Here is a 14595-nt window from a genome sequence, read left to right on the forward strand (position 1 = left end):
GCGTATCTCCTGTGTTTCGAAGCCGGCGGCCTACTTCATCTGGCACGAGGCGGCGAAGGGATCCTGGTATTGCGTCAGCACCGTCCCCGACAGCTTGTTCGACAGCTTGCCGCTGGCGTCGGCCTCGACCACGCGCAGGTAATAGTTCTGCACCGGGTACTGATTGCGGTTGAACTTGAAATCGCCGCGCACCGACTTGAAGTCCGCACGGCGCAGCGCCGGACGCAGTGCCTCGGCATCCAGCTTGCCGCCCGTCTGGCGCACCGCGCTGTCCAGCAGCATCGCCGCGTCATAGCCCTGCGACGCATACAGCGACGGGCTGCGGTTGTAGGTCTTCTTGAAGTCCTCGACGAACTTGCGGTTGGCCGGGTTGTCGAGTTCGGCCGCCCATTGCGCCGTGTTGCGCAGGCCCTTGATCGGCGCGCCCACCGCCGCGATCGTGTCCTCGTCGCCCGAAAAGCCCGGCGCCAGCAGCGCGATGTCCTTGGACAGGCCCGCGCCGTTGAACTGCTTGATGAAATTCACGCCCATGCCGCCCGGCAGAAAGAAAAACACCGCATCCGGCTTGCTGGCGCGCAGCTGCGTGATTTCAACGCCATAGTCCAGCTGGCCGAGCTGCGTGTAGATCTCCTCGGCCACGCCGCCCTTGTACAGACGCTTGAAACCGTTCAGCGACTCGCGTCCGCCCGGGTAATCCGGCGCGATCAGCGCCACGCGCTTGTAGCCCTGGTCGGCCGCGTACTTGCCCATCGCAGCCGGAATGTCCTCGTTCTGCCAGGCCACCGCGAAGAAATTCGGATTACAGCCCGCGCCCGCGTAATTTTCCGGGCCCGTATTGGTGCTGAGATAGATCGTGTCCGATTGCAGGATCGCAGGCATCACCGGCAGCAGCACGTTCGAAAACACGATGCCCGTCATCACGTCCACGCGGTCGCGCTTGAGCAGGCGTTCCACCGCCTGGCGCCCGGTATCGGCCTTCTGCTGATCGTCGGCCACCACCACTTCCGCCGTCAACCCGCCCAGCTTGCCGCCCGTATGCTGCAGCGCCAGATTGAAACCGTCCCGGATCTCGTTGCCCAGTGCCGCGCCCGGCCCCGACAGCGTCGTCAGCAGCCCCACCTTCACCTTGTCGGCGGCCGACGCCGCACCCGGCGCGCCCGCCGCAGTCCCCATGCAAACCAGCGCCGCCAGCGCGCGCCGGCTCCATCGATTTCGATTCATGTGCCACCCCGTATTCGCCGCCAGCCGCGCTGGCGGAAAGCTGACAGAACCCGTCTGCCGTCGGTACACGCATGCCGCCGATTCCAGTCGCCCAGCTTACGCGCCGCGGCGCCCTCACTCCAACAGGCGCCGCCCACCGTGCGCGGCGCCTCCCGGCAAGATTAGGCCCGCGCCCTCCCCGGCTCTATCCGAATACCGCCACTCTTATCCGGGATTCACTTAATTCCCAATGGCGCGCGATTCCATTACGCTGCCCGCAGATACGGGATCGGTCCCGTCCCGGAGGCTTCCATGCACGGCTGGTCCCGACTAGAGCTGGCGCCCTTGCTGAAACGGCGCGTCTTCAGCTCCACGCAACAGGATGAGACCCGCGCCCGCGTGTCCGAAGCCTTGAAGGACCACCGCCTGACGTGGAAAGGCGGCCGCGTCGATGCCGAACTGAACCGGGGCCGATTCGGCTCGCTCACCGTCTGTACGTTGCGCTACGGCGCCGAAGTCCACATCGAACCCGACCGCCTCCAGGACTTCATGCTGGTGCAGGTTCCGCTACGCGGCCGTGCCCGCATCGAATGCGGCGACGAAGGCGTCAACGCCGACCCCGACTGCGCCGCCGTCATCGCCCCCAACCGCCGCCTGCGGCTGCACTGGGAAGCCGGCTGCGAACAACTGCTGCTCAAGATTCCAAGAGGAAAGCTGGAAGCCATGGGCCAACGCGCCTTCGGCGACGCCGCCGCCGGCCCCCTGGACTTCAGCCCTGCCCTGCGCCTGGACACCCCCATCGGTGCCGCCTGGCGCAGCATGATGGGCAGCCTGATCCACTTGCTGCCCACATTGGACGACGGCGCACGCCGCCCGCCTGCCGCGTGGCTGGAGCACCTGGAAGACACACTGGTTCTGCACCTGCTCTATAACCAGCCCAACACCTGGCAAACCCACGCAGGCCAGCCCAACATCGTCCCCCGCCGCCTGAGCGTTGCCGAGGCGTTCATGCGCGAACGCCTGGGTGCGCCATTGACCCTGAACACCATCGCTCGCCATGCTGGCGCGAGTGCGACTGCGCTCACCCGGCTTTTTCAGGAACACCGTAATACGACGCCGATGAATGCGCTACGCGCGTTCCGGCTGGACGCCGCGAGGAGCCGGCTGAAGACGCAGCCGGATGCAAGCGTCACGGAGGTGGCGTTGAGTGTGGGGTTTGGGCATTTGGGAAGGTTCTCGGAGTATTACCGGGAACGGTTTGGGGAACTACCGAAAGAGACGCGGCGCGCGGGCGGGTGATGAGTGATTGCGGTGTCTGACACCCGATCCAGTCCCACGCATCGCGCACGGTGTCAGACACCCGGCCAAGACTGCCGCGCAATGACGGCTTTCTCATACGGGTGTCAGACACCTGAAGCCAGCGACATGCCGACAAAAATCCCACCCACAAGCACCGAAGGCCCGCCGCCCTCACCCCCCGGTGCCGGCCGGGAAGCAAAAGCGGCGAACCTTCGATACACCGTCAAATCAAGAAATTACTGCGCAGGCACCACCGCCGTCACTTCGATCTCGACCTTCGCGCGATCCTCCACCAGGTCCGCAACCTCCACCGCCGTCATCGCCGGGAAATGCCGGCCGATCAACTCCCGGTAGTGCTTTCCGATCCCCGGATACGCCGCCACATATTCATCCTTGTCCGTCACATACCACGTCATCCGCACGATATGTTCCGGCTTCGCGCCGCCCTCGGCAAGAATCTGCACGATGTTCAGCAGCGCCTGCCGCACCTGGTCCGCGAAGTCATCGGACTCGAATTGCTGCTGCCCGTTCCATCCCACCTGTCCGCCCACGAACACCAGCTTGCTGCCCACCTGCATTTCGGTGAGCACACCATTCGAATAGCCCCGGGGCGCCATCCAATCCGGCGGTTGCAGAATCTTCATAACGTCTCATCCTATTGATCAAATAAACAAACCACAGGGTGGCGCCCGCTTATGCCGCGGTTGCCAGAAAATGCTGCATGCGTTCCCGCAGATCCGCAGGCAGCGGCATCGACTTCATCGTCCGCAAATCCACCGTCACGATCGTCAGCGTCGCCGACAAACGCAACTGGCCGTCCGGCCCTTCAAAACGCACCAGCGCCTTGAACGACGCGCCGCCAATGCGCTGCACCGACAGCGTCTGACGCAGCTTCTCGTGCCAACGGCTCGGCGCGCTGAAATCGCACGTCACCGACGCCATCGGCGTGCCGATGTGCCGGTCCACGTGCAGCGCATGAAACGGCAGCCCCATTCCCTTGTCGAACCACTCCTCGACGAAATCATTGATCATCTCGAAGTAGCGCGGATAGAACACGATGCCCGCCGGATCGCAATGGCGGAATCGGACTTCGACCTGACTCACAAAGGGAGCCGTCGTGATTGGTGCTGCCATGATGTTTCCTTTGATGCCTCTACCTGCTCATGCCATCTTGCGCAGCGCAAACCGCTGCAACTTGCCCGTTTCCGTCCGCGGCAAAGCGTCCACGAACTCGATCGCGCGCGGGTACTTGTACGGTGCGATGCTCGCCTTCACGAACGTCTGTATCGCCGTCACCAGCTCCGCACTCGGCGCAAAACCCGGCTTGAGCACCACAAACGCCTTCACCACCTGCCCGCGCTCGTCGTCCATCGCGCCCACCACCCCGCACTCCGCCACTGCCTCGTGACGCAGCAGCGCGTCTTCGACCTCGGGACCCGCGATGTTGTAGCCCGCCGACACGATCATGTCGTCGTTACGCGCCTGGTAGAACAGATAACCGTCGTCGTCCTGCACGAACGTATCGCCCGGCAGATTCCAGCCTTGCTGCACAAACCGGCGCTGGCGCTCGTCGGCCAGATAGCGGCAGCCCGTCGGCCCCTTGATCGCCAACCGGCCCACCGTGCCATTCGGCACCGGCTTCATTTCATCGTCCACGATCTGCGCCACATACCCCGGCACCACACGGCCGATCGCGCCGCGGCGCACCGACTCCGGCGGGCTCGACACGAATACGTGGATCATCTCCGTGCCGCCGATGCCGTCGATCATCTCGATCCCCGTTGCATCCTTCCAGAGCTGGCGCGTCGCATCCGGCAAGGCCTCGCCCGCCGACACGCTCTTCTTCAGTGACGACAGATCGAACTTGCCCACCAGCGCCGCCATCTGGCGGTAAAAGGTCGGCGCCGTGAACACGATCGTCGCGCGGAATTCCTGGATCAGTTCCAGGAGGCTCTCCGGCGACAGCTTCTCGGCCAGCACCGTGCTCGCGCCCACGCGCAGCGGGAAGCACAACAGGCCGCCCAGCCCGAACGTGAACGCCAGGGGCGGCGTGCCGCAGAAAATGTCGTCCGGACCCGGCTTGATCACATGCTTGGGGAACAGATCGCACATCGCCAGCACATCGCGATGGAAATGCATGCAGCCCTTCGGCGAGCCCGTCGTGCCGCTGGTGAATGCAATCAGGCACACATCGTCTGCCGCCGTATCGCACGCATCGAACGTGTCGGGCTTACCGGCCGCCAGCGCGTCCAGCGCATCCGGGGCCGCGTCATTGAAGTACATCACCTGCGCCAGACCCGGGCAGTGATTCTCGTGATCCGGCTGCGCGCAGAACTGCGCCTCGTCCTTCAGGCGCACGTCGCACAGCACCGCCTGGATCTGCGCCTTCTCGATGATCTGCTTCAATTCCTTGGATCGCAGCAGCGGCATCGTCGGCACCGTCACCAGGCCCGCCTTGATCGCGGCCAGCCATGACGCCGCCATCATCGGATTGTTCGGGCCCCGCAGCAGCAGGCGGTTGCCCGGCACCAGCTTCATGTCCTCGGTCAGCACGCGCGCGATGCGGTTCGTCAGCGCGGCCAATTCGCCGTAGGTCATCGTCGCCGGCTTGCCGTCCTGGCGCCAGCGCAGCGCCACGCGGTCGCCGTGGCCGCGGCCGACCATCGCGTCCACCAGTTCCACCGCGCAATTGAAGCGCTTCGGATAGGCCACGTCGGGGCCGTCCAGCAGGAACTCAGGCCATTGTTCGCCCGGGGGCAGGTTGTCCCGGGCAAAGGTGTCGATGTGGGCGGATACTTCCATGAAAATTCCCCTTGGCTGTGCGATGCGGTTTACGTTGCAAAAGGCAGGCGCTCGGTGGCCCCTTATGCCTTCAGCAGTTCACGGGCGATGATCAACTTCTGCACTTCGGTGGCGCCTTCGTAGATACGCAGCGCTCTGATTTCCCTGTAAAGCTTCTCCACCGGCATCCCCGACACCACGCCAGCGCCGCCGAACATCTGCAACGCCCGGTCGATCACCGTCTGCGCCGATTCCGTGGCCGTCATCTTGGCCATCGCCGCTTCGCGCGTGGTGCGCAGCTTCTGCACGTCGCGCATCCACGCGGCGCGGTACGTCAGCAGCGCCGAGGCGTCGATGGCGGTCGCCATGTCGCCCAGCGCGGCTTGCGTCAGTTGCAGGTCGGCCAGCGTCTGGCCGAACATGCGGCGCGACTTGGCGCGCGCCAATCCTTCGTCCAGCGCCCGGCGCGCAAAGCCCAGCGCCGCCGCCGCCACCGACGCACGGAAAATGTCCAGCGTCATCATGGCCAGCTTGAAACCTTGCCCCGCGTCGCCCAGCCGGTGCGTCACCGGGATGCGGCAGTTGTCGAACGTGATAGTCGCCAGCGGATGCGGCGCGATCAGGTCGATGCGCTCGGCCACCTCGAATCCCGGCGTGTCCGCATCCACCACGAACGCGCTGATGCCCCGCGCGCCGGGGGCTTCGCCCGTGCGCGCGAACACGACATAGAAGTCCGCGATGCCGCCGTTCGAGATCCACGTCTTCGCGCCGTTCAGCACATAGTGGCCGCCATCCAGCCGCGCCTCGCACGCCAGCGCCGCCACGTCCGAGCCCGCATCGGGCTCCGACAGCGCAAAGGCCGCGATCGCCTCGCCGCGCGCTACGCGCGGCAGGTAATGCTGGCGCAGCGCGTCCGAGCCCATCAATGAAATCGCCCCGCTGCCCAGTCCCTGCATCGCAAACGCAAAGTCCGCCAGCCCTTCGTGGCGCGCAAACGTCTCGCGCAGGATGCACACCGCGCGGGAGTCGACCTCCGGCAGCGCGCCGCCCCACGCCCCGCCCGGGCCGCCCGCCACCGCGTAGCGCAGCCACCCGGCCTGGCCCATGGCCTTGACCAGCTTCTTGCAGGCGGCGTCCGCGTCGTGATGGTCCACGTCGCCCAGCGACTGCTCGCACCAGGCGTCAACCTCATGCGCCAGCTTGCGGTGCGCGTCGTCGAAAAAGGGCCAGTCCAGCCAGCTTGCGTCGCGCATCGTCAATTCCCCTCGAAGACGGGTTTCTGCTTGGCCACGAAGGCCTCATAGGCGCGATGAAAATCGCGGGTCTGCATGCAGATGGCCTGGGCTTCGGCTTCGGCCTCGATGGCTTCGTCCACGCCCATGTTCCATTCCTGGTGCAGCAGCTTCTTGGTGACGCCGTGCGCAAAGGTCGGGCCCGCGGCCAGCTGGGCCGCCAGCGTCTGCGCCGCTTCCAGCAGCTTGCCGGACTCGTGCAGCGCATTGAAAAAGCCCCAGCTCGCGCCCTCGTCGGCCGTCATCGCGCGGCCCGTGTACAGCAGCTCGGACGCACGGCCCTGGCCGATCATGCGCGGCAGCAGCGTGCACGCGCCCATGTCGGCGCCCGCCAGCCCCACGCGGGTAAAGAGGAACGCGGTGCGCGCGGCGGGCGTTCCCAAGCGCATGTCCGATGCCAGCGCCACCATCGCGCCCGCGCCTGCGCATACGCCGTCCACGGCCGCCACGATCGGCTGCGGGCACGCGCGCATGGCCTTGACCAGATCGCCCGTCATGCGCGTGAAGTCCAGCAGTTCCGGCATGCTCATCTTCGTGAGCGGGCCGATGATTTCGTGCACGTCGCCGCCCGAGCAGAAATTGCCGCCGGCACCCGTTACCACCACCACCTTCACGTCGGTGGCATACACCAGCGACCGGAAGAAATCGCGCAGTTCCGCGTACGAATCGAACGTCAGCGGGTTCTTGCGCTCGGGACGGTTCAGCGTAATGGTGCCGACCTTGCCGTCGTCCGACACCTGCCACAGGAACGTCTTCGCCTGATAGCCGGCGACGGGACGCTTGTGATGCTTCATGGTGTGCTCTTCGGGCTGGGTGCTCATGGTGTCTCCGTTCATGAATGCTGGGTGGATGGAACGCCGGCTTCAGCCGGTCATCACTTCGCCGCCGTCGACGGCGATCGCCTGGCCGTTGATGGAGGCGGAGGCCGGCAGCGCCAGCCACGCGACCGTCTCGGCCACTTCCTCGGGCTGCACCAGGCGGCCCTGCGGGTTGCGCTCGGCCAGTTTCAGGCGGGCGGCGTCCGGCGTCATGCCGGTCTTCTCGACAATGTTGGCCACCGCGCCGCGCACGATGTCGGTCTCGGTATAGCCGGGGCACACCGCGTTGACCGTCACGCCCTTCTGCGCGGTCTCCAGCGCCAGCGACCGGGTCAGCCCGATTACGCCGTGCTTTGCCGCGCAGTAGGCACTTACATACCCATAGCCGATCAACCCTGCGGTGCTGGCCACGTTGATCACGCGGCCCCATTTTTCCTGCAGCATGCCGGGCAATGCCGCCTGGATGCAGTGGAACGTGCCCGTCAGATTGACGGCCAGCATCTGGTTCCACAGCGCGGCGTCCGTCCGGTCAAAGCGCTGGCTGACCGCCTGCCCCGCGTTGTTCACCAGGATCAGCACCGGGCCGAACTCGGCTTCGGCCTGCGCGAAGGCAGCGCGCACCGAGGCTTCGTCGGCAATGTCCGCGCTGACCGCCTGCACCTGGCCTAGCCGGGCCAGCTCGTCGGCCGCGGCCTCCAGCGCGCCGCCGTCGCGGCCCAGCAGCGTGACACGGGCGCCGCGCTGCAGCAGCGACCTGGCGCTGGCCAGGCCGATGCCGCGCGCGCCCCCCGTCACGAGGGCGTGACGCCCGGCGAGCGGTAGCGGTTGTGCGTTCATTTGATGTCCAGTTGCGCCATGGCGGCGGCGCGTTCGAAGTTGGTTTCAAGCTGGCGCTTGCCGGCGAAATACTGGCTCGGCCATGAAACATCAACATAGCCCACGCGCGCCGCTTCGCGCAGCGTCCAGGAGGCGTCAGCCAAATGGGGACGTGCCAGCGCGCAGAGGTCTGCACGGCCCGAGGCGATGATGCCGTTGGCGTGGTCGGCCTCGAAGATGGCGCCCACCGCAATCGTGGGGATGCCGGCTTCGTTGCGGACGCGGTCGGCAAACGGCGTCTGGAACATGCGGCCGTACACCGGCTTTTCTTCCTTGCTGACCTGGCCGGACGAGCAATCGATCATGTCGGCACCCGCCGCCTTGAAGTGACGCGCAATCTCGACCGCATCGTCCGCGGTGATGCCGCCTTCCACCCAATCGCTGGCCGAAATCCGCACCGACATCGGCTTGTCTTCAGGCCACACGGCGCGCACTGCATGAAAGACCTCCAGCGGGAAGCGCAGGCGGTTCTCCAGGCTGCCGCCGTATTCATCGTCGCGCTGGTTGGTCAGCGGCGAAATGAAGCTGGACAACAGATAGCCGTGCGCGCAGTGCAGCTCCAGCCAGTCAAAGCCGGCAGCTGCCGCGCGGCGCGCCGCCGCCACGAAGTTGTCGCGCACCTGATCCATGTCGGCCCGCGTCATGGCGCGCGGCGTCTGCGACACGCCCTCGATGTAAGGCAGCGCCGACGCCGACAGCAGCGGCCAGTTGCCCTCCGCCAGCGGATGATCGATCTTCTGCCAGCCGAGTTGCGTGGACCCCTTGCGGCCCGCATGGCCCAGCTGCACGCCGATGCGCGCATCGCTGTTGCCATGCACGAAGTTCACGATGCGGGCAAACGCCTGCTGTTGCTCGTCGTTCCACAGTCCCGGGCACCCCGGCGTGATGCGGCCGTCCGGCGACACGCAGGTCATTTCCACCATGACGAGCCCGGCGCCGCCCATGGCGCGCGCACCCAGGTGAACCAGGTGGAAATCGCCCGGCACGCCATCCGTGCACGAATACATGGCCATCGGCGACACGAGGATGCGATTTTTGAGCCGCACGCCGCGCACCTGGTAGGGCGTCAGCATCGGAATGGCCGGGCGCCGGCCCTCGGGCGTGGCCGAGCCGGCGCGTTCCGCGATCCAGCGCTCAAAACCTTCCAGCCAGGCCGGATCGCGCAGGCGCAGATTCTCGTGCGAAATGCGCTGCGAGCGGGTCAGCAGCGAATACGCGAACTGCTCGGGCTCGAGGTCGGCGTAGCGCTCGACGTTCTCGAACCATTCGGTGGAATTGCGCGCGGCGTTCTGGATCTTCAGCACTTCGACGCTGCGCACTTCCTCATAATGGTGCAGCCCGGCCTCGACGCTACCTTCCGCGCCACTCAGGCAACGCGCCAGTTCGATCGCGTCTTCCAGCGCCAGCTTGGTGCCCGAACCGATGGAAAAGTGCGCAGTGTGCGCGGCATCGCCCATCAGCACGACTGGCACGCGGCGCTCGCCGCGGGCGGTATCAAGCTTGTTCCAGTGGACCCACGTGTTGCAGATGACCCGCGGGAAACGGATCCAGATGGCCGAGCCACGCAGGTGCGAAGCGTTGCTGATCAGCGGATTGCCGTCCAGCCAGGGTGCGAACAGCTTCTCGCAATAGGCAATGCCCTCTTCCTGGCTCATCTGCTCGATGCCGGCGGCCTGCCAGGTTTCCTCGGGCGTCTCGACGATGAACGTCGACATGCCGTCCTCGTACCGGTAGGCATGCGCCTGGAACCAGCCGTGCTCGGTCTGCACGAAGGCAAAGGTGAAGGCATCGAACACCTTCTTGGTGCCCAGCCACACGAAGCGGCAGCGGCGCTGGTCGATGTCGGGATGGAACGTCTCGGCGTACCGGGTGCGGATCTGGCTGTTGATGCCATCCGAGGCAATGACGAGGTCGGCGTCGTATTCGCGGGCGATTGCCTGGTCGTCCTGAACGAAGTTCTCGAACACGAGCTTCACGCCCACGTCTTCGCAGCGCGCCTGCAGGATGTTCAGGAGCTTCTTGCGGCCGATGCCGATGAAGCCGTGGCCGCTGCTGCGGATGCTGCGGCCCTTGAAATGGATGTCGATGTCATCCCAATGGTTGAACGCATCGCCAATGGTCTGAGCCGAAACGGGGTCGGCCTCGCGCAAGTTCTGCATGGTGGCGTCGGAGAACACCACGCCCCAGCCAAAAGTGTCATACGGACGGTTGCGTTCGATGACGGTGACTTCGTTGGCGGGGTTCTGCAGTTTCATGAGCAGACCGAAATACAGGCCGGCGGGACCGCCGCCGATGCAGACTATCTTCATTGCCGTATACGCTCCAAGTACGCGACAGTCGCTCTTGATGCTGGAGCGGAAGCCGCAGATATTTAGGTCTGGATAGTTTAGGCTTGAAATATATATCGGAAGTGGTGGGTGTGCAAATGAGGGAAAGTATTTAGTGATGCTGGAGGGGGTGGGGAAATGGGGACGAGTGGAGGTTGGGTGTAGGGGCGGGGTATCGGGGTGTGGGTGCAGAGGTGCGTACGGGGGGGGGAGTGTGGCCTTGAGGCGGCTTTGACCGTTGGTTCTGGATTGGCGGTTGCTGCGATCTTCTTCCGCCCCTCGGTGCGGGCAACAGGGGGCCGAGCGCCCACGATTGCGGTCCGGAGCCTTCGCTCCGGCCTGCCCCGTCGTCATCTTCGTCCGCCTTCGGCTCCCTTCAGATTCCCTCGGGCGCATCGACGGCGCTCGGCCCCCTGTCGCCCGCACCGAGGAGCTGCGGTGTGCATGATTCGGGGCGCTGCTAAAGCCGTGGTCAGGGACGAGACTTGCGGGGCCCGCCGAGTCGCGGCCGCGCGGGCGGCCACGATCGGCATACGCGGTGTGGGGCGTCGAGACGGTGGTCGCTTGCGCGCTGGCGGCGATGCGGGTGCTAAGGCTCCAGCATCACGGGGGGGAGGCGGTGATGGGCGGCGCGCGGCGACGGGCTGCTACTGCCTGACGGTCGGCACGCGCGCCGCCCATCGAAGACTTGAGTTCAATTGACGATTAGTGGCGAACCGCTTGGTTGTGTCTGACACCTGCCAAAAACGAGCGCCTTCGCCAGGTTGGGTGTCTGACACCCAAGAAACACCCTTCAAGCCTGTACGCAGTCTAGGTGGGTGTCAGACACCAGAGCGCCGCCTACTCGCGAAGCGTCATCACCACGCCGCAAGACGCCGTCTAAGTCCCCGACGGTGTCTGACACCCAAGAAGCCCCCTTCAAGCCTGTAGCCCATCTACGTCAAGATGGGTGTCTGACACCCTGGGAACGCTGCGTCAAGCCTGGAACCCGTCTTTGCGGGTGTCAGACACCAAAGCTTTACCTACTCGCGAAGCGTCATCGTCACAACGCAAGACGCCGCGTAAGTCTCCGGAGGCCGCCCGCGCGGCCGATCGGAGACGGGCAGCGCAAGATGCTTCTGGCCCGAAGGTCTCTACACAAAAAGGCCAAGCACGCCGACCGCCCCAGCTGCCTGAAGACTTGAATTGCCAGAGTCCGGTGCGGTGGCGTCCCGGGGTGCGCGGGGCGTCGATAAGCCCGAGGGAATCTGAAGGGAAGGCCGAAGGCCTGGACGAAGATGACGAAGGGGGAGTCCGGAGCGAAGGCTCCGGACCGCGATCGTGGCCCCGCGCGCCCCGGGACGCCACCGTGCCGGACGCCTCAAGAACCAAAGCCGCCAAATAAAAGCGCCCCCATCACCCCCGAGCCCGCAACCACTCCTCAAGATCCCCCGCAGGCAACGGCGGCGAAAACAGAAACCCCTGCCCCGCCGCACACCCCTGCTCGATCAGGAACCGCCGCTGCTCTTCGTTCTCGACGCCTTCCGCCACAACCGGCAGACTCAAGCTTTCCCCGATCCGGATCACAGCACTAGTCAGCGCCCGAGCAGCGTCATCGCTCTCCAAGCCTTGCACGAAACTGCGGTCCAGCTTCAGTTCGTCGACGATCAGGCGGCGCAAGTGGCCCAAGCTGGAATACCCCGTCCCGAAGTCGTCCATCGAAAGCCGTACGCCCAACCGATGCAATTCGGCGATCGTGCGCAGCGTCCCAGCCGTGGCATCCAGAACAACGCCCTCGGTAATCTCCAGCATCAAATCCGCCGGCGCCAAACCGAATTCAGCCAGCGTCGCCGCAATCATCCGCGGCAGGTTCAGGTTGTGAAAATTCGTCGCCGACAGGTTCACCGACACCGAAGGAACACGCAGACCGTTGTGGCGCCAGATGGCCAGTTGCGAGCAGGCCTCGCGCAATGCCCAGTCGCCCAGATCGCCAATCAGCCCGCACTCTTCGGCCAGCGGCACAAACCGCGCCGGCGAAATGTCGCCCAGCGTCGGATGGCGCCAGCGCGCCAGCGCCTCCACCCCGTACAGGCTGCCGTTCTTCAGGCCAACTTGCGGCTGATAGTGCAGACGCAAAGCCTTCGCTTCCAATGCATCCCTCAGCGCCGCTTCCAGCGCCAACCGTTCCTGCGCCTGACGATTCATCTCGGCGCTGAAGAAGGAAATGCGGTTGCGGCCCGCCGTCTTTGCCTGGTACATCGCCATGTCCGCATGGCGCAGCAGCGTATCCATGTCCCGGCCGTTTTCCGGGAACACGCTGATGCCGATGCTCACCGACGGGTTCAGCGTGATGCCGCCCACCGAGAACGGCTGCGCCAGCGCCACCAGGATGTGTTCGGCGGCCGCGGTCAGGCGGCCATGTTCGAACTCCGGCATCAGCATCACGAACTCGTCGCCCGACAGGCGGCCCACGATGTCCGTCGCCCGCGCCAGCCGGCGCAGGCGTTGCGCCACGTCCCGCAGCAGCGCGTCGCCGATCGGGTGGCCCAGCGTATCGTTTACCTGCTTGAAGCGGTCCAGATCCAGGAACAGCACCGCCACCCGCTTGCGCTCCGGCTCCGCCCGCGCAATCGCCTGCTCGGCCTGCGCCAGCAGCAGATTGCGGTTCGGCAGGCCCGTCAGTTCGTCATAGAACGCCAGTTGGCGGATGCGGGCGCGGGCTTCCTCGCGTTCCAGCGCCAGCGCGCACAGATACACGCACACATCCACCAGACGGTGATGGAAATCATCCGGCAACCGGCGCTCGCGGAAATAGAAACCGAACGTGCCGATCACCCGGCCGTCGCTCGACTTGATCGGCGACGACCAGCAGGCCTTGTATTCCTCCGGCAGCGGCAGATGGCGGTAATCGTCCCACAGCGGATCCGTCGCGATGTCCGGCACGATCACCGGGCGGCCCAGAAACGCCGCCGTGCCGCACGCGCCCACCTGCGGACCGATCGGAACGCCTTCCAGCGCGTCCGAATAGCCCTGCGGCAGGCTCGGCGCGGCCAGCGGGCGCAACAGGCCCGCGTCGTCCACGCGAACCACCGAGGCCGCCACTTCCGGCGCCAGGCGCTCGACCTCGCGGCACACCATGTTCATGACCTCGACCACCGAGGCCTCGTTCACCATCGCCTGCAGCACCCGGCGTTGCAGCACCTCGTGCACCTTGGTCGGCGTGATGTCCGTCAGCACGTCCACGATGTTGACCAGCGTCCCGCGCTCGTCGAACACCGAGTTTGCCATCACCGACACCCACAGCGGCTTGCCGCCGCGGTCATAGACCAGCACGTCCTTGTGGTAGCCCTCGCGACAGGCGATGCGGCGGTGCAGTTCCTCGCGCGTGCCGCCGTCGGCGCGGCCTCCGGACAGCAGTTCGCCCAGGTCCTGGTTGATCGAATCGCCGCGCGAAAACCCCAGCATGCGCTGGAAGCCGTCGTTCACGTAGACGATGCGCCCGTCACAGCCCGACACCGCCACCGCGTTGCCGGTCTCGTTGATGCCCAGCATCAGCAGGCGGATTTCTTCCTGGCGTTCCGCGTCCGCGATCGACTTGCGCGAGATGACCGTCACGCGGCCGACCTCGCCCGCGTCGTTCAGCATCGGCAGGTAGGTCGCCTCGATCCACAGCGAGCTGCCGTCCTTCTTGCGGTAGCGGCAGGTGCCCGAAAAGTGCTGGCCGCGGCGCAGCCGGGCCCAGACCTGTTCGCCGCTGCGCGTGCCCTTGCCTTCGTCCATGCTGTCGCACAGCAGCTCGTGGCGCAGCGTCAGGGCCTCTTCGCGGGTGTAACCCACCGCGGCCAGGAAATTGGTATTGCCGTTCAACAAGGAGCCGGCTGCGTCGAAGTCGAACAGCAGCAGCGCGCGGTCCATCGACGTCAGGTAATTGCCCACATGCCACGCGGCGCCTTGGGGATTCGACTCCGAATCGCCAAGATGAGAATCAAGCATAAGGGGCTCCAACCCGGATAACAGCTGTTC

At 65.6% G+C, this 14595-nt stretch carries 10 protein-coding genes; 1 reads left to right on the forward strand and 9 read right to left on the reverse strand.

The window, feature by feature from the left end:
- Nucleotides 1-30: 30 nt before the first annotated feature.
- On the reverse strand, nt 31-1221 hold the full coding sequence (locus tag ASD71_RS13600) for an ABC transporter substrate-binding protein (protein WP_056564546.1): 1191 nt from the start codon (nt 1219-1221) through the stop codon (nt 31-33).
- Nucleotides 1222-1512: 291 nt separating this feature from the next.
- Between ASD71_RS13600 and ASD71_RS13605 the strand changes: the two genes are divergently transcribed.
- Complete coding sequence (locus ASD71_RS13605) at nt 1513-2499, forward strand: AraC family transcriptional regulator (protein WP_056564549.1); 987 nt, start codon at nt 1513-1515, stop codon at nt 2497-2499.
- Between the two features lie 236 nt (nt 2500-2735).
- Here ASD71_RS13605 and ASD71_RS13610 read toward each other — a convergent pair whose 3' ends face one another.
- The 8 genes from ASD71_RS13610 to ASD71_RS13645 all read right to left on the reverse strand — a co-directional run bounded on the left by ASD71_RS13610 (nt 2736) and on the right by ASD71_RS13645 (nt 14565).
- A complete protein-coding gene (locus tag ASD71_RS13610; protein ID WP_056564551.1) occupies nt 2736-3143 on the reverse strand; it encodes a RidA family protein in 408 nt (135 codons plus the stop codon).
- Between the two features lie 49 nt (nt 3144-3192).
- Nucleotides 3193-3633, reverse strand: a complete 441-nt coding sequence (locus tag ASD71_RS13615) for a thioesterase family protein (RefSeq protein ID WP_056564554.1) — start codon at nt 3631-3633, stop codon at nt 3193-3195.
- A gap of 27 nt (nt 3634-3660) precedes the next feature.
- Nucleotides 3661-5301, reverse strand: a complete 1641-nt coding sequence (locus tag ASD71_RS13620; RefSeq protein ID WP_056564557.1) for an AMP-binding protein — start codon at nt 5299-5301, stop codon at nt 3661-3663.
- Between the two features lie 62 nt (nt 5302-5363).
- Nucleotides 5364-6533, reverse strand: coding sequence for an acyl-CoA dehydrogenase family protein (locus ASD71_RS13625; protein WP_056564560.1), 1170 nt, complete (start codon nt 6531-6533; stop codon nt 5364-5366).
- A gap of 2 nt (nt 6534-6535) precedes the next feature.
- Nucleotides 6536-7393, reverse strand: a complete 858-nt coding sequence (locus tag ASD71_RS13630; protein WP_056564562.1) for an enoyl-CoA hydratase family protein — start codon at nt 7391-7393, stop codon at nt 6536-6538.
- 42 nt (nt 7394-7435) lie between these two features.
- On the reverse strand, nt 7436-8227 hold the full coding sequence (locus ASD71_RS13635) for an SDR family NAD(P)-dependent oxidoreductase (protein WP_056564566.1): 792 nt from the start codon (nt 8225-8227) through the stop codon (nt 7436-7438).
- The gene (locus tag ASD71_RS13640) at nt 8224-10575 is read right to left on the reverse strand and encodes a bifunctional salicylyl-CoA 5-hydroxylase/oxidoreductase (protein ID WP_056564569.1); all 2352 of its coding nucleotides are present in this window, start codon (nt 10573-10575) and stop codon (nt 8224-8226) included. Before ASD71_RS13640 ends, ASD71_RS13635 begins: the two co-directional genes overlap by 4 nt.
- A 1413-nt stretch (nt 10576-11988) precedes the next feature.
- Nucleotides 11989-14565 carry an EAL domain-containing protein gene (locus tag ASD71_RS13645; protein ID WP_235512130.1) on the reverse strand — a complete coding sequence of 859 codons (2577 nt, stop codon included), beginning with the start codon at nt 14563-14565 and terminating at the stop codon, nt 11989-11991.
- Nucleotides 14566-14595: the final 30 nt, after the last annotated feature.

It is taken from the genome of Achromobacter sp. Root565 (genome assembly GCF_001427425.1).
GTDB classification, from domain to species: domain Bacteria; phylum Pseudomonadota; class Gammaproteobacteria; order Burkholderiales; family Burkholderiaceae_B; genus Achromobacter; species Achromobacter spanius_D.